The organism is Helicobacter sp., assembly GCF_017502485.1.
Lineage (GTDB): Bacteria > Campylobacterota > Campylobacteria > Campylobacterales > Helicobacteraceae > Helicobacter_B.
On the sequence record NZ_JAFVUX010000037.1, the window covers coordinates 1 to 19,096 of the forward strand.

At 41.6% G+C, this 19,096-nt stretch carries 17 protein-coding genes; 11 read left to right on the top strand and 6 right to left on the bottom strand.

The genetic code is table 11. The annotated features are described in order from the left end of the window. Positions 1-1,612 precede the first annotated feature (1,612 nt). Positions 1,613-1,858, top strand: coding sequence for a hypothetical protein (locus tag IKB69_RS07870; RefSeq protein ID WP_290948098.1), 246 nt, complete (start codon positions 1,613-1,615; stop codon positions 1,856-1,858). 201 nt (positions 1,859-2,059) lie between these two features. Here the strand turns inward: IKB69_RS07870 and IKB69_RS07875 are convergent, their stop codons facing one another. Genes IKB69_RS07875 through pstA form a run of 3 tightly spaced genes read right to left on the bottom strand, consistent with a single transcriptional unit; the run spans position 2,060 to position 4,463 of the window. Next, on the bottom strand, positions 2,060-2,728 hold the full coding sequence (locus tag IKB69_RS07875) for a response regulator transcription factor (protein ID WP_290948100.1): 669 nt from the start codon (positions 2,726-2,728) through the stop codon (positions 2,060-2,062). Positions 2,729-2,750: 22 nt separating this feature from the next. Then, complete coding sequence (gene pstB / locus IKB69_RS07880) at positions 2,751-3,503, bottom strand: phosphate ABC transporter ATP-binding protein PstB (protein ID WP_290948102.1); 753 nt, start codon at positions 3,501-3,503, stop codon at positions 2,751-2,753. A 27-nt stretch (positions 3,504-3,530) separates the two neighbouring features. Next, complete coding sequence (pstA, locus tag IKB69_RS07885) at positions 3,531-4,463, bottom strand: phosphate ABC transporter permease PstA (protein WP_290948104.1); 933 nt, start codon at positions 4,461-4,463, stop codon at positions 3,531-3,533. 184 nt (positions 4,464-4,647) lie between these two features. Here pstA and metK point away from each other — a divergent pair, with 184 nt between their 5' ends. The 4 genes from metK (at position 4,648) to IKB69_RS07905 (ending at position 10,525) form a co-directional block, all read left to right on the top strand. Next, on the top strand, positions 4,648-5,808 hold the full coding sequence (gene metK / locus IKB69_RS07890; RefSeq protein ID WP_290948106.1) for a methionine adenosyltransferase: 1,161 nt from the start codon (positions 4,648-4,650) through the stop codon (positions 5,806-5,808). Positions 5,809-6,198: 390 nt separating this feature from the next. Further along, on the top strand, positions 6,199-8,442 hold the full coding sequence (metE, locus tag IKB69_RS07895) for a 5-methyltetrahydropteroyltriglutamate--homocysteine S-methyltransferase (RefSeq protein ID WP_290948108.1): 2,244 nt from the start codon (positions 6,199-6,201) through the stop codon (positions 8,440-8,442). 16 nt (positions 8,443-8,458) lie between these two features. After that, positions 8,459-9,412, top strand: a complete 954-nt coding sequence (locus tag IKB69_RS07900; protein WP_290948110.1) for a methylenetetrahydrofolate reductase — start codon at positions 8,459-8,461, stop codon at positions 9,410-9,412. Between the two features lie 30 nt (positions 9,413-9,442). After that, the gene (locus tag IKB69_RS07905) at positions 9,443-10,525 is read left to right on the top strand and encodes a glycosyltransferase family 9 protein (RefSeq protein WP_290948112.1); all 1,083 of its coding nucleotides are present in this window, start codon (positions 9,443-9,445) and stop codon (positions 10,523-10,525) included. A 157-nt stretch (positions 10,526-10,682) separates the two neighbouring features. Here the strand turns inward: IKB69_RS07905 and IKB69_RS07910 are convergent, their stop codons facing one another. Next, a complete protein-coding gene (locus tag IKB69_RS07910; protein ID WP_290948114.1) occupies positions 10,683-11,570 on the bottom strand; it encodes a DUF268 domain-containing protein in 888 nt (295 codons plus the stop codon). Between the two features lie 109 nt (positions 11,571-11,679). Here IKB69_RS07910 and aroQ point away from each other — a divergent pair, with 109 nt between their 5' ends. Next, positions 11,680-12,165, top strand: a complete 486-nt coding sequence (aroQ, locus tag IKB69_RS07915; protein WP_290948116.1) for a type II 3-dehydroquinate dehydratase — start codon at positions 11,680-11,682, stop codon at positions 12,163-12,165. Next, on the top strand, positions 12,165-13,229 hold the full coding sequence (locus IKB69_RS07920) for an aminopeptidase P family protein (protein ID WP_290948118.1): 1,065 nt from the start codon (positions 12,165-12,167) through the stop codon (positions 13,227-13,229). Before aroQ ends, IKB69_RS07920 begins: the two co-directional genes overlap by 1 nt. Before the next feature lie 189 nt (positions 13,230-13,418). On the opposite strand, the gene mua is transcribed toward IKB69_RS07920, so the two are convergent. Together mua and hypA are read right to left on the bottom strand one after the other, a co-directional pair. Then, positions 13,419-14,141: a nickel-binding protein Mua gene (gene mua, locus IKB69_RS07925; RefSeq protein ID WP_290948120.1), complete on the bottom strand. Its 723-nt coding sequence runs from the start codon at positions 14,139-14,141 to the stop codon at positions 13,419-13,421. 27 nt (positions 14,142-14,168) lie between these two features. Further along, a complete protein-coding gene (gene hypA / locus IKB69_RS07930; RefSeq protein WP_290948122.1) occupies positions 14,169-14,519 on the bottom strand; it encodes a hydrogenase/urease nickel incorporation protein HypA in 351 nt (116 codons plus the stop codon). Positions 14,520-14,636: 117 nt separating this feature from the next. On the opposite strand from hypA, the gene ispG reads away from it, so the two are divergent. The 4 genes from ispG to IKB69_RS07950 all read left to right on the top strand — a co-directional run bounded on the left by ispG (position 14,637) and on the right by IKB69_RS07950 (position 18,597). Then, on the top strand, positions 14,637-15,740 hold the full coding sequence (gene ispG / locus IKB69_RS07935; RefSeq protein WP_290948125.1) for a flavodoxin-dependent (E)-4-hydroxy-3-methylbut-2-enyl-diphosphate synthase: 1,104 nt from the start codon (positions 14,637-14,639) through the stop codon (positions 15,738-15,740). A 57-nt stretch (positions 15,741-15,797) separates the two neighbouring features. Continuing rightward, positions 15,798-16,814 (top strand): ATP-binding cassette domain-containing protein, encoded by a 1,017-nt coding sequence (locus IKB69_RS07940; protein ID WP_290948127.1) that lies wholly within the window; start codon positions 15,798-15,800, stop codon positions 16,812-16,814. A 292-nt stretch (positions 16,815-17,106) separates the two neighbouring features. Continuing rightward, on the top strand, positions 17,107-17,775 hold the full coding sequence (locus IKB69_RS07945) for a methionine ABC transporter permease (protein ID WP_290948129.1): 669 nt from the start codon (positions 17,107-17,109) through the stop codon (positions 17,773-17,775). Positions 17,776-17,844: 69 nt separating this feature from the next. Next, positions 17,845-18,597 carry a MetQ/NlpA family ABC transporter substrate-binding protein gene (locus tag IKB69_RS07950; protein ID WP_290948131.1) on the top strand — a complete coding sequence of 251 codons (753 nt, stop codon included), beginning with the start codon at positions 17,845-17,847 and terminating at the stop codon, positions 18,595-18,597. Positions 18,598-19,096 lie beyond the last annotated feature (499 nt).

The window sequence follows — 19,096 nt, forward strand, 5'->3', positions numbered from 1 at the left end:
ATGTTTTATATGGCTTGGTAATTTGATGTTTATGTTTGTTGATTATTGCTGTTTGGAGATATCGTTTTTATCTAGAGCTTTAAACATTGTGTTTATGTATTTGTATAGTTTGCCACATACCAACCCACAAGAAAACACAGCTATACATTTAGTTTGTTGCCTTGAGTATTTTCGCATTTTTATTCGAAGTATTTTATGGATTATTTAGAAATGGTTTGATTCCACTTGATTTACCGCTTTTAAGTAAGTTTGACCACTATATATCACAGGTGGCTAGAATGTTTTCACTACACTTTAATGAAGTGATTATGCTTTATTGTACTCTTTGCCTTTTGTCACCAAAGGATAGCATTAATTCATCGTATGGGTATATTTTTACATATTTTCTTGTATTTTTAGTGTCCAGCTCTATTGGGCATCGGACTTCTTTGTTACTCATCTTGTGTTTGTTTTGGTTTTTCTATTTTTATTCATTGTGGAAATATTATGTTTTTTAATTGGTATGAGTGCTGTGCTTTTACTTCTTCGTATTAAGAGTTTGCTGTTTGTTAGAGAAGATGGGCGTGTGAGAAATTTTTAGTTATCCAGTATATGGGGATTTGTTTTACTATCTTTATTTATATTAGAGAGTGTTTATGGACTCTGTTGATGCGCTACGAGTGTTTTGACGAAATAAATGTCCATTTATATTGATTTTTGCATACAAATACGCCAGGTAATATACACAGATCTGTTAAAAATCCCTTAAATCTTGCGATTACTAGGGTGGATTCTGCTACTTGTGTATCAAACAGAATCTAAACAACAAGTTCAAAGCCTATTGAAGCGATTGAAAAGGAGATTGATACACTCCTATTCATATGTTCATAGTGTTTTCCAAGCAGTATTATAAATATTGATTGTGTGCTTACAAGGTGATAGGGTCAATGGCGTGCTCCAATCTTGAGTACTCTAAATCGCAAATCTTACGCTTTTACATGAAGTTGTTGTAAGAGATTGTCACTATGATAGAGCCTAGTGAGATGGTAAAGAGCCTAGCCTAAGCTGAGCAAAGGGGGAGTATTTCTAATGTTGTGCTAATGCGTGTAGTCCATCTTTTTGCTTCTAAGTACTTTTGTGCTAGCAAAGTTTGGGGGCATTTGTTGGATTTGTTAGGGTTAAATAGTAGTAGAGCACTATGAGCTAGATAGGTTGCCTATTTGTATGGCTAGAGAGTAGGAGATTTAGTGTCGATTGTGTATAGCATACCACACCAATGGAATAGGGATGTGGCATATCGACTGATACTAGGAATCAACGCAAAGGTATCTATGGCACGACTTTGATGGTGCTTGTGAGTTTAGTATTTTGGCATGGTTTGTGTATTTTAACGCACAAAAAACCATTATGTTTATTGAGTTATGAGACACAAGAAAAGCAAGCTTCCCAGCTAGAAAATCTTATAGATATATATATATATATATATGATGAGAAAAAATGCTTATTAACAAACTTATAAAGAAGCCCTTGCAGGTGGTTTAAATAAATCTCAAATGACGTAAAATCTCCGTGATTCAAGAATCTGGGGATTTTTAATCTCACTTATATCAGCATAGAGTCTAACAGTAGAATATTGCGTGGCAATGGCAAACATCAATACCCACAAGATGGCTATGACCCAAGATCACGCAGTTGGTATCAAATCTCTAAGCAATCGCTTAGAGACGAAGTGCTAAGTGAGTCTTGGATACAAAACTCATATAAGATTCCAGTATTTAGCTTTGCTTCCCCGCTTATTAATAATGATAGATTTATTGGCGTGGCAAGTGCAAATATAGCCCTAAAATCGCTTAATACTTATATCCATGCAAAGATGTGAGAATACAAAGCAGACAAAGGGATTGCTATAGACAAAAATGACAATTATGTAAGTCATAGCGATGAGAGCAAGATTCTCCAAAGCGATAAGTTTGTCAAGGTGATAAAAAGTAGTTTCAATGCGATACATTGACTTTTAAGCTAGACTCTAGGCTAGCGTTAGCTTATAAGTGCAATTTGTCGCTCCTAGAATCTGCTTGAGCTATTGTGTGTTTAGCTTATAGCCAACACCGCGTATGGTTTCGATTTTTTTTCCAAAGCTTCCAAGCTTATTTCGCAAGGTATTTATATGCATATCCACAGTGCGCGTTTCCATGCTAGGTGCATAGTCCCACACAAGATCAAGCAACTCTTCTCTAGAGAATGTCCTATCTGGGTTTTTGAGTAGGCAGGCAAGTAGCTCAAATTCTTTTAATGTGGTTTTGATTTCTTGGTTATCGATCGTGATAGTGTGGCGTTTGGGTGATAATGACAGAGAGCCTAGCACTAAGTCTCCAAAATCATCGCTACTACATCGGCGTAGTAATGCACGGATTCTAGCCAATAGTTCTAGAGCACTAAAAGGCTTTGATAGATAATCATCAGCCCCTAAATCAAGTCCTTTAATCTTGTCATACTCGCTACCAAGTGCACTGAGTATGATTACAGGGATATTGCGAGTTTTGCTCCTTTCTCGCAGGCGCTTTAAAATACTTAAGCCATTTTCATTGGGAAGCATTAGGTCAAGAACAATTAACGATGGGAGACTTTGGGCTAGTTGGTTATTGAAATCTAGCGCGTTATCAAAGCCTTTTGCTTCGATATTCTGGCTTGATAGCGCATAGAGCACAAGCTCTAAAATACTACTATCATCTTCTAGGACATATACCATACTTAAGCTCCTTGCCTAGATTCTACCCAAATTTGCCACCAATATAATCTTTTGTGCGCTTGTCTTTTGGGGCATTAAACATTGCATAGGTTGTGTCAAATTCTATTACTTCACCAAGTAAGAAAAATACCGTTTTATCTGAGATTCTAGCGGCTTGTTGCATATTGTGGGTAACGATTACGATGGTGTATTTTTGTTTTAGCTCATTGACTAACTCTTCGATTTTTAGTGTAGAGATTGGGTCTAGAGCGCTTGTGGGTTCATCCATTAGGAGTACTTCCGGATTTACCGCGAGAGCACGAGCGATACATAGTCGTTGCTGTTGTCCACCACTTAGCCCAAGTGCAGATTTTTTCAAGCGGTCTTTGAGCTCTTTCCATAAGGCGGCGCTTTTTAGGCATCGCTCCACTATCTCATCAAGCTCACCTTTTTTCTTTATACCGTGAGTTTTAGGACCAAAGGTGATGTTATCATACACGCTCATAGGGAAAGGATTTGGTTTTTGAAACACCATTCCTACGCGTTTGCGCAAGATATTGACATTATAGTCCTTGTAAATATCTTTGCCCTCAAGCAAGATTTTACCCCCCACTTGACAATCAGTCACCAAGTCATTCATACGATTCAAACAACGCAGGAGACTGGACTTACCACAGCCACTTGGACCAATAAAGGCACTCACTTCATTTTTTAGCAAAGTGAGATTGATATTTTTAAGTGCGTGGAAGTCCCCATAGTGCAGGTTCATATTTTTGAGTGTGAAAATCTCTTTCATCGCGTGCTCCTTGTGTGGATGTGGATGTTATGCTGGCATAGGTGGGCTAAATTTCTTAGCAACAAAGTTGGATAAGAGATTAAGAGCTATGACAACAAGCAAAATTACTACCGCGCTAGCAGCAGCTTCATTGATATAAAGTCCTTCATTAAGTAGCTGATATAAATGCACACTTAGTGTGCGCCCAGAATCCATACTCAATGCTACTTGTGCTACGCTTCCTGATGTATAGAGCAAGGCGGCACTCTCACTAATAATGCGCCCAATAGACAAAATCACCCCCGATAGCACGCCACTTACAGCACAAGGCAGGACAATGCGAAAGAGTACGACAAGCTTTGGTGCACCAAGTCCAAAGCCCGCTTCCTTATAAGTCTCTGGCACACATTTCAGGGATTCTTGTGTATTGCGTAAAATAAGTGGTAGCACCATAATGCTTAGCGTGAAAGCCCCTGCTAACATAGTGAAGGTATTATCAAATATATAAATAACAAACACAATAAACCCAAATAGTCCATACACGATAGACGGGATACCAGCTAGTGTTTCTGAAGCCATATTGATCGTGCTTACAAACCAAGAATCGGGTTTTGCATACTCTTGCAAGTAAATCGCACCTAGAATCGCAATTGGTGCAGAGCATAGTAGAGAGAGCAACACGATAGTGATAGTATTAATGATCGCAGGGAGCATAGAGACATTTTCTGTGGTGTATTTCCACTCAAAAAGGCTTGCGCTCAAATGCGGCAAGCCACTATAAAGGATATAGCCGACAATGAGAGCAAACACAGAGATTGTAGTGGCAATAGCTATGTATAGGCTTGCGCGCAGGGCAAGAGATAATGGGTCTTTATAAGTAGCAATAGTGGCTTGTGTGGTACTCTTTGCAGTATTACTTTGAGATTTTTGCTGGGCTTTAGAGTGCTTGTTTATTGGTTTCGTGGGATTGTTTCTTGCCATATTGTCCCTTAGGTTGTAGAGAATCTAGCAAGGATTATAGACCTACTGTGTAAAAGTCTATTCTCTTCTTGTAAAGTCTTTGTAAAATCTAAAGTGTAATATCCAAAAATCACTAAACATATATTGTGTTTAATAATTTTTGTTAGGATCTCATCTTCAAAATATTCAAACACAAGGTGAGTTTATGAAAAAAACGTTCCTTTTCACTTCAGAGTCTGTAACAGAAGGGCATCCAGATAAAATGGCAGACCAAATCAGTGATGCGGTGCTTGACTACATCATTGAGCGGGATAAAAATGCTCGCGTAGCGTGTGAAACGCTTGTAAGCAATGGTTTTTGCGTTATCGCTGGGGAGCTAAAAACAAGCGTGTATGCCCCTATGCAAGAAATTGCTAGAAAAGTTGTGCAAGAGATTGGCTACACTGATGCGCTTTATGGTTTTGATTATCGCTCTGCTGCTGTGTTAAATGGTATTGGTGAGCAAAGTCCTGATATTAATCAAGGCGTAGATAGAGCTGATGGCGAGATAGGAGCGGGAGACCAAGGGCTTATGTTTGGCTATGCCTGCCGTGAAACTCCCTCCCTTATGCCCCTACCTATTTGGCTATCCCATCGCATTACAGAGGGCTTAGCAGCAAAACGCAAAGATGGCACACTGCCCTTTTTACGCCCAGATGGCAAGTCTCAAGTTACCGTGCGTTACGAAGATGGCAAGCCTGTAAGTATTGACACAATTGTTATCTCAACGCAACATAGCCCAGAGACACAACAAAGCCATTTAAAAGATTCAGTCATTGAAGAAATCGTGCAAAAAGTAATCCCACAGGAATATTTGAACGATAATATCCGCTATTTTGTCAATCCTACCGGTAAGTTTGTCATCGGCGGACCACAGGGCGATGCAGGGCTAACCGGGCGTAAAATCATCGTGGATACTTATGGCGGGAGCTGTCCGCACGGAGGTGGAGCATTTAGCGGAAAAGATCCTAGCAAAGTGGATAGAAGTGCGGCGTATGCGGCTCGCTATGTAGCTAAGAATCTTGTGGCAAGTGGCGTGTGTGATAAGGCAGTGGTGCAGGTAGCCTATGCGATTGGCGTGGTAGAGCCTGTATCGATCCTTGTAGATACGCAAGGCACGGGAAAAGTGGAAGATTCTATACTGACAGAGTGTGTGAAAAAAGTCTTTAGACTAACACCTAAAGGTATTATAGAATCACTTGATTTGCTTCGCCCAATTTATCGCAAAACTGCGGCGTATGGACACTTTGGGCGAGAATTACCAGAGTTTTCTTGGGAAAAAACTGATAAGGTTGAAGCAATTAGGGATTTCTGCGGAGTGAAATAAACATAAGCCCAGCTCCTTTGCTTGTTGGAGCTGGGGCGTTTTTCATCTTTACCTTGCTTTTGCTTCAATACGGTTCCAACTTCCTATAAGACATTATTTCATAGAGCTAAACTTAATCAAATCAATAATCATTTCACTTAATATTTAGCTATGGGTAGTGCTTTGTTATTGCGACACAAATTAGCTAAATACACAAACACAATATGTGTTTGTTACTTTTTGTATCGTTTATATATATGGTTGCCAAGCCCCTTGCTTACGAGAATCTCTGTATAAACACCCACTCTATGGCTAAAAAACAACGAAAAATTAGTTAAAAATATAAAAACACAATATGTATTTATCAAAAAATATCTATAATACCGCTACATTACTACTGAAAGGATGCTTATGAGTCAAATTGTTGGATTCCCACGAATTGGGGAAAATAGAGAGTTAAAAAGAGCATTAGAGAGCTTTTGGGGCGGTAAAATTAACCAAAATGAGTTAGAGAGAGTTGCTAAGGACTTGCGCGCCAAGCATTGGGCACAGCAAAAGGAGCTAGATTATGTGTGTGTCAATGACTTTAGTCTCTATGATAATGTACTAGATCTTGCTTACACGCTTGGGGCAAAGCCTGCTAGATTCCAACATTTAAGTGGATTAGAGGGGTATTTCGCTATGGCTAGAGGGCATAAGGATGGGTTGGCATGCGAGATGACAAAGTGGTTTAATACCAACTATCACTTTGTCGTGCCAGAGCTTAGTAGCAATGATGTTTATAAGGTTGATGCAAGCACAATTATCAATCAATACAAGGAGGCTAAAGCTCTAGGATATAGCCCCAAAATATCTTTGATCGGGATTTTTACCTTTGTCGCATTGAGCAAGATTACACAAGGAGAGTTTGTAGAAGTCTTTAATGCCATTAAAGCTGCGTATTTCACGCTACTTGATGAGCTAGTAAGACTAGATTCTAACCTGCTTATAGAATTTAGCGAGCCAATTTTCACACGCGGGATTGATGAGCGATTTTATGACCTCATTAAGCCCACTTATGATGCAATTGCTAATAAGGGTATTAAAGCAGTGGTTACGACATTTTTTGAGCATAGTAATGAAGCAAGTGAGATTCTTCTAGAATCTAAAATCTATGGGCTTGGGCTTGATTTTATCTATGGGGAGAAAAATAAGCAGATTTTAGCAAAGCTAGCTAAAAGTGATAAAATGCTGCTTGCTGGAGTGATTGATGGTCGCAATATTTGGATAGCTGACCTAAAATCTAAGTTGGCTTTGCTAGAAGAAATCGCCACACATATCCCAAAAGAGCGTATTATCATCTCTTCTTCTTGCTCGCTACTTCATACGCCATTTAGCAAGAGTGCTGAGACAAAAATGGATAGCGAGATTTTATCTTGGCTCTCATTTGGGCTCGATAAAATAGAAGAGTTGCTAACGCTAGACACACTCTTCCGTGCTCCTAATGATAGTGCGTGTAGCAAGCTAGAATCCAATCAAGCTCTAATCGCTACGCGCAAAAGCTCGCAGAAAATCCACGATAGCGCACTTAAAGCTCGTCTAGATTCTAGTATCAAAACTTCACGCGATGAGATCTTTGCCACTCGGATAAAGGCGCAAAGATCGGTACTTGCCTATCCTAATCTAGCTACAACCACCATAGGCTCTTTCCCTCAGACGCAAGAAATCCGTGCCTTGCGCTTAGGCTATAAAAAAGGTGCGATTTCTAAGGAGCAATATGATGATGGCATTAAGGCTTACATTAAAGACTGCATTGCATTCCAAGAAGAGATCGGACTTGATGTGCTAGTGCATGGAGAGCCAGAGCGTAATGATATGGTAGAGTATTTTGGTGAGCAGATGAAAGGCTTTGTCTTTAGCCAAAATGCGTGGGTGCAGAGCTATGGTAGTCGCTGTGTCAAGCCTCCAATTATTTATGGTGATGTCTCACGCCCAAAGGCTATGACAACAGAGTGGATCACCTATGCCCAAAGTCTTACCAAAAAGCTTGTAAAAGGTATGCTAACAGGTCCTGTAACAATTTTAAACTGGAGCTTTGTGCGTGATGATATCCCGCGTGCGCTAGTGTGTAAGCAGATTGCTCTAGGGATTGCTGATGAGATTGATGACTTACAAAAAGCAGGGATAAAAATTATCCAAGTCGATGAAGCAGCGTTTAAAGAGGGCTATCCACTACGCGCCGAAAATATCGCAGCGTATGAGCGATGGGCATTAGAGTGTTTCAAAATCGCGACTGCCAAAGCAGAATCTAGCACACAAATCCACACGCATATGTGTTATAGTGAGTTTAATGACATTATTAAAACCATACAAGCCCTTGATGCTGATGTGATTAGCATTGAAACTGCGCGCAGTGGCAATAAGTTGCTCAAAGTCTTTAAGGAAGTGGGCTATAAGCACGAGATAGGTCCGGGGGTGTATGATATTCATAGTCCTAGAATCCCAAGTGTAAGTGAGTTAGAGGAGCAAATCCGCGCATTGCTTGAAGTCTTGCCAAAAGAGCAGCTATGGATCAATCCAGATTGCGGGCTGAAGACGCGTAAATGGGAAGAGGTCAAACCGAGCTTAGAAAACCTTGTCAAAGCGACAAAGAATGTCCTAGGCTCACTGCAGTAATACATAAGGAGACCTAATGCTAGGGGCGCATTTAGATGGTAAGATTGATAGAGCATTTAGTAAGCTAGAGAGAGGTGAGAGCTTTTTAAGCTTTGAGCTTACGCCATTAGTTGGCGCGCAAGCTTTAGCGCAAGAGTCTCTAAATGTACTTCAATCTTGCACGCTTTTTGATAGCTTTGTCTGCACGGATTCTCCACTAGCGCGCTTTAAGCCCTCATCTGTGCTAAGTAGCATTGCTTTGCAAGAGTCCTTGCAAAAGCCCTGTATCTGCACAATTTCTATGAGAGATAGAAATTCTATTGCACTTTGTGGCGAGATTCTATCGGCAAATGCCTTTAACTTGCGCGCATTTCTAAGCCTAACAGGTGACCCCATTAAGCTTGGCAACACAGAGGCTAAAGCTGTCTTTGAAGATAGCTCCACAAAGCTTAATGCTATTATCAATACTCTAAATGCAGGGCTAGATCTCACAGGTAGCCCACTAAAATCCACGCCTAAGCACATTTATAATTGCAATGTCATAAGCTCCTATGCCATTAACTCCAAGACGATTAAAAGCAAAATGATTAAAAAGATTAAAAGTGCGTTTATAGATTCTAGCTCTAGTTCTCTTAGCGCACTATTTAGTCAGCCTGTCTATAGCCTAGAATCTGCCCATATTCTCCTAGATAGCCTAGAATCTGCCAACCGCACATTAGGGACACGAGTCTCGCTTGTGTTAGGATTTTTCCCTGTTGTAAGCTATAAGAGCGCGGTGTTTTTGCGCGATAAACTTCCGGGGGTCTTTATCCCAGATTCTTGGATTTTACGCTTAGAAAAAGCCCACACAAGCCAGAATCCAAAGAATGAAGAAAGGAAGGTGGGCTTAGAGCTATCGCGTGAGCTTTTTGGGTCTTTGTGCGCAATTCACAATCAATTCCACTTTATGACAAATGGCAGTCTTACCTTAGCGCAAGATGTTTTACTATAATGGTTGCAAACTCCAAGATATAGGATATAAATGGCACATAGCTCAAGGCAGCTTACCATTGGTGTAATATTTATCCAAAATGCTTTGGGTGAGTGTGCTATAGGGATTGAGAGTCTTTATGCACTAAAGCATATTTACTCTTGCAAGCTTATTGTCTTTGCTCAGCCCACTTTGCAAAATCTCTTGCGTGAGTGTGATTTTGTCGATGTAGTAGAGCCTTGCACAAAGCAGGCTATCAATCGCTATTGCTGTGATTATGCTTTGCTTACCAATTCTAAAACCATGCATATTCGCTTCGCACTCTCCACAAATGCCAAGTATATAGTTTGCGCGACAAAGCTTACAAGCTTATTGTCGTGGCGGTGTAAGAGTGTGGCAATTTATATGTGGAAAAAATATTACAACTATGATGAGCGCGAGATCTTACTAGCTTATGCCCGCGCGATCAATCCAAAACTCTATGATGAGAAAATCCCTTTACTTGATCTCACGCAAAGCAAACTCCCTTATGGCAAAAGGCGCGCTCAAGTGGTGCAAGACTATCTTGCCAAAGAGTTTGCACACAAAGGATTAGAATCTAGTAAACCTTGTTATTTAATAATGGTAAATCCTTTCAACAATGCTTGCCCCTACTCGCTAACTACGCAAGGGTTCATCACACTTATTGACAAAATTGCGCAAATCCCAGAATGTATTCCGCTTGTAGTAACTTTTGACAAGGTACATAAAGATTTTATGCAAGAGCTGGAATCTAGCTTAGATTCTACATCGCTTTCTTTCCAACCGCAAAATATTAAAAGTAAGCTTATTGTCTTTTGTAATGATGGTGATCTCTTGCAACTTTGTGCGTGGATCTCTAAATCTAGCTGCGTGATAAGTCCTAGCACAGGCACACTGCACCTAGCTTGCAACCAAAGAGTCCCTACAATCGCCCTCTACCCAGAATATGACATGCGTCGCTGGGCTACGCACAATAAACGCTATGTTATATTACATACGCCAAGGAGTAGCATTACCATCCAAGAAGAACAAAAAGCGATCATGCAGACAATTGAGATGCTACGCACAATGATTAGCAATGGCGAGCTAGAATCTAACACATTAAGAAGTTAGATTCTAGGAGCTTATGTTAAAGAATAGATGGAGTGGGGTGTGCTAAACTTGTGGAGTAGTGGATTACCACGCAGAAAAACGATCGTAATAATAGCTCCTTTGGTCGTTTGCGCGTTGCGAAGCAATCCGTACAAATACATAAAATGTAGATGCTAGCTTATCGCTTTTGGAACTCAAAGAGTCCGGTAACGCCCCAGTTTTTCATATCTGGGATAGATTCTAGGGCAGCCTGATTGCTATATAACTGCCCATCTCTATACTCCATACATAGCCTTGTATCAAGCCCGATAATATAGCTCATTTCTAGGATTTGGCAGTGTTTTAGCGTGTTAATAATTGTCTGTGGGCGATAGACTCTGTGGGCATTGAAGCAGACTTTATCGCACTGCCCAATAGGGACAGATATATACATTTTACCACCAGATTTTAGCACGCGCTCAAAGGATAGTAGAGCTTTCTCCCACCCCATAGGATCGATTGGGTCACCATATCTCCCAAGCCCAAAATGCTCGATACTGCAGAGTGCGGAGATAGATTCTAGGCTAGAATCCGCGATATTTTCTAAATGTGTCGCATCAGCTTGCAGATATTGTAACCCCCCCCCATTAGCAGTTAGAAAGTCTGTGTTTAGGCAGGGTAGGGGGCGAATGTCGATTAAAGTTGTGGGCTGATTGGCACCTAGGAGATGGGCGATAAAGCCCGCAACTGATGAGCCCACATCATAGTGGCGACTGGGCTTTGCGACTGCTACTTTACGCGCACCCCAAATATCTTGGATAAAGTAGTCACTATTAGATTCTACGCCTGCACCATTAGTGGTGTATTTGTCATCGCGACAGATGTAGTCAAACTCTCTGTTAATAGCAAATCTCGTGTCAGTATTTTGTGCGATATAGTTTGCGCGGTCATCTTCTAGCTCGGCTTTGCTCATCCTCTTAGCTGTGATAAATGCAAAGCCCCTAAGGAGAATCTTTGCTAGTGGGCTAGATTCTGGAGCTGGCAAGACGGATTTTAGAGTGGATTTTATGAGAGATGTTAATCGCATTGATGATCCTTTAATCAATATGGAGTAGGGCGCGATTATAGCACAAGAAAGCATTGTCTAGTTTGTGTGTATCTGCTACAATACACACAAAAATCCTAAAGGAGTAGCGATGAAAATTCTTGTCATACAAGGACCAAACTTAAACCTACTAGGACACAGAGATCCTAGAATCTATGGTCCGCTAACTCTTGATCAAATCCACGAAAATATGCGTCTCTTTGCCCAGCAAAATAACATCACCCTAGAATTTTTTCAAAGTAATTTTGAAGGTGAAATGATCGATAGATTACAAGAGTGCGTTGGTGGTGAGTATGATGGTGTACTAATTAACCCAGCTGCCTACTCGCACACTTCTATCGCACTAGCTGATACGATTATGGCGTGTGGTGTACCTGTGGTTGAGGTGCATCTTAGCAATATTTTTGCGCGTGAAGACTTTCGGCAAAAGAGCTATACTGGTGCGGCGTGCGCTGGAGTGATTACAGGCTTTGGCGCGTATGGCTACCACATCGGGCTTATTTCACTTATCCAAATCATTAGCGAAGTCCAAGCTCTCAAAGCGCAAAATCAGCAAACAAATAGCGAAAATAAGTAATGTCATCTAGCAGGCATTTTACGCCTTTAGCGCGTCCGCAGGTATTTTTCACTACTGATGAGAGTGCGCAGTATTTTGAGTGTGGGTATAGTTGCAATCACGCTATTTTGCTTGTGTTAGATTCTAGGAAGGTTTTTTTTACAGACTCTCGCTATACCACCGAGGCTAAAGAGCATCTAGTAAGTGGCACGACGCTGGTGGAGAGTGCCAATCTACTAGCGTCTATGATTGAGCTACTACAAAAAGAGTGTGTGAAATCTCTAGCTTTCGATCCTTTGCAAGTGTGTGTGCAGGAGTATCAAATTTTGCTCACAAAGCTCCCAAAATGCACACTAGAACCACTGTCAAACTTCCACCAGCAACTTAGGATCATTAAGAGTGATGAGCAAGTGGCACTGATTGCCAAATCTCAAGAGCTTAATAAAAAGGCTTATAAACGCTTTGCTAAGATGATAAAAAAGCTTGAGAGTCCAACGGAGCTTCATCTCCACGCCCTAGCGCGCCAAGCTTTGGAGCAAAATGGTAGCTATACCCTAAGTTTTAATCCAATCCTTAGCATCAATGCTAATGCTGCCAAGCCCCACGCCCTGCCATGCAAAGATCGCTTGCGTGATGGAGATTTGCTGCTCTTTGACGCGGGGATTAAATACAAGCGGTATTGCTCAGATCGCACGCGCACTGCGTGCTTTTCACAAGGTGGAATCCACTTTGGAAAAAAGCAGAAATTTAGCGATAAAAAGTTGCAAAAAATCTATGACATCGTGCGAAAAGCCCAAGAGAGTGCGATTATAAACTTGCGCGCTGGAATGAGTGGCAAGCAAATTGACACCCTAGCAAGAGAGATGATTGATAAGGCTGGGTTTGGGAAGTATTTTTCTCATAGCACAGGGCACGGCATAGGGCTTGATATACACGAGTTGCCTAACATTTCTCAAAGAAGTGAGATAATTATTGAAGATGGTATGGTGTTTTCTGTTGAGCCCGGGATTTACTTGCCCGGGCTTTATGGCGTCAGGATAGAAGATTTAGTAGTTGTGCGCAATGGACGTGCAGAGATTCTGTAGTGTTAGTGCCACTGCGTTTGCAAAATAATCTTTACTTCATCGCTATTGAGAAATGAGCCTTTTATCCCATAGTCCTTAATATTAATCTTGCCTGTGAGTATCAAGCGTGGCTCTAGAGCTTGAAAGGTTTTCAAGGCTAGATTCTAGCTCGTGTTAAGTGTTTTGCGTTAGGCTCTGCGCTAGGGTTTTCTAGCTTTTGTGGCTTTTTGTTTTGTTACGCTTGTGGTCTTGAAGCATTTTTTTAAAATCGCTTAGATCTTCTTCTGTGGCGATGATTTCTTTAGGCTCTTTGGGGAGTGGCTTTGTCTCTTGTTTTTTAGATTCTAGTGCGCCCATACCCTCTAGGGCTAAGTCAGCATAGAAGTCGCGTAGCTCGATTTGCAAGCGCTTGTTTTCTAGCTCAAGCTCAGAAATGTGGTTTTTTAAGGTGTGGTTTTCTTTAAACGCTACGCGATATTTTTTATACACATCTTCGCCAAAGAGTTTTTGCGCGGGTTTTGCTTTAGCTATGGAGCCATCTTTTAGGTAGATTTGCACACTCTTTAGGCTACCGGGTAGAATCTGCTTGCGTGATTCTTGGAGATTAAGCTTGGCTTTTTTAGCTTGGGTTATGATTTTTTGCACGCTGATTTCATCGTGGATCTTGGCTAGCTCTTCGCTGGCTTTGCACTTTTTGTTTTCTAGCTCTTTGATTTGCTCTTTTAGTGCGCTCTCTTGTGTGCGCAAGTCCTTTAGCGTAGTTTGCTGGGCAAGAATCTCGTCTTTATAGCTTTGCAATTCTTTTTGCAGGGCTTCTTGCTTACTTTTAATAGCCCCAGCGACTTCCCAGCTCTCTTTGATCTGTTCTAAAGTTAGCTCATCAGCTCGCTTGACAAGGTCTTTTAATAAGTCTTTTGCAAATGGGCTATCCATAGATTCTCCTTAGGCACTTGCTAGATTCTACTCTAGCATTTCTAGGCGCAGAAGCAACATATCTCTGCCCTGTGTGATTTGCACACTCTTACTAGCGCATTTTGGGCAAGTGGCGTAGATCTGCTCCTTTGGCGTGCTAGAAGTGCCACAAGAGCTACACGAAAGTATTATGGGCTGGATTTGTATCTCTAGGTGCGCACGCTTTGCATACACACTTTCTTCTTTAAATGTCTCAAATGCGCTTTGTAGTAATGCACTCTCTATGCCACTATGTTTGCCAATACCCACGACAATCCTTTCTATCTCTCTTGCGCTAGATTCTAGTGCATAGTGATCGCATTGCTCTAGGAGAGCTGTTACGACAGAATATTCGTGCATTGGTAGTCTTTCTTTTTGTATTTGTGTGGATTTTAGCATATTTTAGTGTGCTTGTGAGTTTTGGCAAATGATGAAGTCTGCTATAATATGCCAACTGCTACTTCTTAAGGATACTTTATGCTAGACTCATCTAATACAGCTTCAAGCACACTTTCCCCACGCTATAAAACAAAGCAGATTCTAGTGGGTAATGTCGCCATTGGTGGCGATGCGCCCATATCTGTACAGAGTATGACATTTACAAAGACTAAAGACATACAAGCTACAAAAGAGCAGCTAGATCGCTTGGCTTTGGCTGGAGCAGATATTGTGCGTGTGGCAGTGAGTGATCTTAAAGACGCGCACGCGCTTAAAAACTTGCGCGCAATCTCGCCACTGCCACTCGTCTCTGATATACACTTCCGCTATGAATACGCGCTTATCGCAGCAGAATCTGTGGATTGCATACGCATAAATCCGGGTAATATTGGCTCAAAAGAAAAGATCAAAGCCGTAGCAGATGCGTGCAACGCGCGTAATATTCCTATCCGCATAGGTGTCAATGGTGGCAGCCTAGAGAAGCAGTTTGAAGAGAAGTATGGTGCGACACCAAAGGGTATGGTGGAATCTGCTTTATATAACATCAAGCTTTTAGAGGATTTTGGCTTCACTAATATGAAAATCTCGCTAAAAGCAAGCGATGTGGAGCGTACAATGGCAGCGTATAGAATGCTACGCCCATTGGTGGAGTATCCATTTCACCTAGGGGTTACAGAAGCGGGGACTATGTTCCACTCTACGATTAAATCTTCTATGGCACTTGGTGGGTTGCTTATGGAGGGTATTGGTGATACGATGCGCTGCTCAATCACCGGCGAGCTAGAGCAAGAGATAGCCCTTGCACGCGCGATTTTACGATATAGTGGGCGACAAAAGCAGGGGATTACTATCATCTCCTGTCCTACTTGTGGGCGCATACAAGCGGATTTGGTTAGTATGGTTAAGGAAGTGGAGAAGCGATTGAGTCATATTACAACGCCTTTACAAGTGAGTGTTATGGGCTGCGCAGTGAATGCCTTAGGAGAGGCAAAGCACGCAGATATCGCTATAGCATTTGGACATAAATCGGGAATGATCATTAAAGAGGGAGAAGTCCTACGCAAACTCCCAGAATCTCAGCTGCTAGAATCCTTTGTCGCCGAAGTAGAGCAAATGGCACAAGAGCGTAGTGGCACGGAGTAAGCAGAATCTAATAAGCTAGAATATGCTTGACTGCTAGCTTTTAAGGATAACCCCACTATGCACGATACTATGCAACCTGTAATAAAGCTTTGCAACATTACTAAAACTTATCCTAATGGATTCCAAGCTATTCGCTCACTTTCCCTATCCGTCAATCGTGGCGATATTATGGGGATTATCGGCTACTCAGGTGCTGGGAAATCCACACTCATTCGCTTAATCAACCGCCTAGAAGAACCCACAAGCGGTGAAGTGCGCATTAATGGTGAGAATATTTTAAAGTTAGCGCAATCCACCCTACAAAAGCGACGACAAAAAATTGGAATGATATTCCAGCATTTTAATCTCCTCTCATCGCGCGATGTCTTTGGTAATGTAGCATTTGCCCTTGAGATTGCAGGATGGAAGAAAGAGCAGATAAAAGCGCGCGTGTATGAACTTTTGTCTATTGTGGGTTTGCGCGATAAAGCGCATTTCTACCCTAGCCAGCTAAGTGGCGGACAGAAGCAAAGAGTCGCCATTGCTCGCGCTCTCAGTAATCACCCAGATATTTTGCTCTGTGATGAAGCCACAAGTGCGCTTGATACCAAAAGCACAAAATCTATCCTAGAGCTACTTAAGTCCGTGCAATCTAAGCTTGGGCTTACAATTGTGCTCATTACTCATCAAATCGAGGTTGTGCGCGAGATTTGTAATACAGTGTGCGTGATGAGTAGTGGGGAGATTGTAGAGAGAGGTAGTGTGGAGAAAATCTTTAGCACACCAAGGCACACAATTACCAAGGAGCTTTTATCATATCTCCCAGCAGTAAGTGAGCAAGAAGTACTAGCCCAGAGCAAAAACGCCTATAAGATCTCCTTTATCGGCGAGCATATCAATGAGCCTTTAATGAGCGATGTAATTAAGCGATTTGGGGTGGATATTAATATTTTGGCTGGGAATATTGAGCCTCTTAGTACGATGAAAGTGGGGCATTTATTTGTAGAGTTTGGTGAAGATGAGAGTAAAAATCAGCAGGCTATTGCCTATCTTAAAGACAAAAAGCTGCTTGTTGAGCGATTTATGGGTGACTGATAGCTTTGGAGTGTGGGCAAGAATGAGTAGGGTGCAGACTTTTCTAATACGCTTTGCTACGCTCTTTGCCTGCGCGCTATTGTTGTTACTATGTATTGCGCCATTTTTGCGTGATTGTGCGATGGCGTGTATGGAGATTGGAGAGTGGCTAGATTCTAGCCAAGTTGTTGATAAGTGCTGGGTAGTCCTAGAATCTACTGCTAAGGTATTTGATGGGCTGTGTAGGCAGGGCTTGCAAGTGGGCATTATGGCTATATATGGAGTGGTGGTTGAGTTAGATTCTAGCGCGGCTATGGCTTTGAGCGATCGCATTGCTTACAATTATGACCAAATCTCGCAAGCCACCTATGACACGCTATATATGGTTGCGCTATCTACGCTATTTGCCACAATTTTTGGGCTACCTCTTGGCATAGCACTTAGCGTTACAAGAAGTGGTAGAATCTGTTCGTGCAAGACAATCAATGCGATACTAGGCTCTATTGTTAATGTTGTGCGCTCATTTCCCTTCATTATTCTTATTATTTTACTTCTGCCACTCTCGCGTATACTTGTAGGCACAAGCATTGGCGCGACTGCTGCAGTAATCCCGCTAAGTATCGCAGCAATTCCATTTATCGCTAGGCTTTTTGAAGGTGCGTTTGAAGAAATCGATAAAGGCTTAATAGAGGCTGCACTAAGTATGGGGGCTAGCAAAGTGCGCGTGATGAGAATGATGATAGCAGAAGCCAAGCCCGGACTTATCAATGCTATTACTATTACTATCATTGGGCTTATAGGGTATTCTGCTATGGGTGGTGCTGTGGGGGCTGGTGGGCTTGGTGATGTGGCAATACGACTGGGATTTCAAGCGTATGAGGAAGATGTTTTACTCGTTACTTCCATTGTGATTATTGTGCTTGTGCAGCTTGTGCAAAGCCTAGGTGATGCCTTGGTCGCAAAAGCAAGAAAAATGCGCTAGAATGCCCACTCAATCTTAACTTTTAAGGAGCTGGCGATGAAAATTGTTATATCAAGGTTGCTGGTAGCTATGAGCATAGCCTTGTTTTTTGTGGGATTTGCGTATGCAGAGAAGCTTAAAGTCGGTGCGACTCCTGTGCCTCAAGCACAAATGTTGCGCTTTATCGCCCCTGATTTACAAAAAGCTGGAATCGAGCTTGAGGTCGTGGAATTTACCGATTATGTTCTGCCAAATATCGCACTTAATGAAAAAAGCATTGATGCCAACTTTATGCAACATAGGCCATTTTTAGACAAGATTAGCGCGGATAGGAAGCTTGATTTGGTGAGTGTGGCACAAATCCACATTGAGCCTATCGGTGGGTATTCTAAGCGCATCAAAGATATAAAAGATCTCAAAAATGGTGCGACTATTCTTATCCCAAATGACCCTACAAATGGTGGGCGTGCGCTGATTTTGCTGCATAACAACGGACTCATCAAGCTAAAAGACTCTAACAATCTAAACGCGAAAGAAGCAGACATTATTGATAATCCCAAAAAGCTTAAAATCAAGGCACTTGAAGCAGCTTTGCTACCAAAGACTTTGCAAGATGTAGATTTAGCGGTAATTAACGGAAACTACGCCCTACAAGCAAACCTTACAGCAAAGGATGCGCTGATTATTGAAGACTCTCGCTCACCTTATGCAAATATCATTGTCGTGCGTTCTGGTGATGAAAACAACAAGGCAATATTAGAGCTAAAAAAGGTAATGCAAAGCAAAAAGATGAAAGACTTCATTGAGAAAACTTACAAGGGTGAGGTTATCCCTGCATTTTAGCCAAGTTTTTTACCCAAGCCCTTGGGCTTGGGGTTGTAATTTAAAGACTCTTGAGTCTAAAACACATAAGTGATGTGGCTTTGATTTACTTTGCAAGCCTGCTCTCCAAAAGCTCCAAGCACATACGCTAGATCTAGGATAAGGGCTTGGTCTTGGGTGCTAATCCTTAGAACTCTCTTGTAGCAAGTATTATAAAACACAAATCCAAATCCTAAGACTTTAGCATAGCTTTTGTGGATTGTCACGCGCAATAGCGCAACTTGTGATAACAAAAACACTAATGACAAAATTTAGATTCTAGCTTATCGTCATTGCGAAGCGGAGCAAATCTGTGTGGTAATCCATAGACCCTACCTACCCCCCTGTGCTGGTGGATTGCTTCCACACAATGGATACTGCTTAGACTTATGCAGTTTCTTTAGTAAAATCCAATTTTCTTTACACTAAATCTTTTTCTTATTTGCATCATCTAAGATCGCCTTAGCAATCCCTGATACAC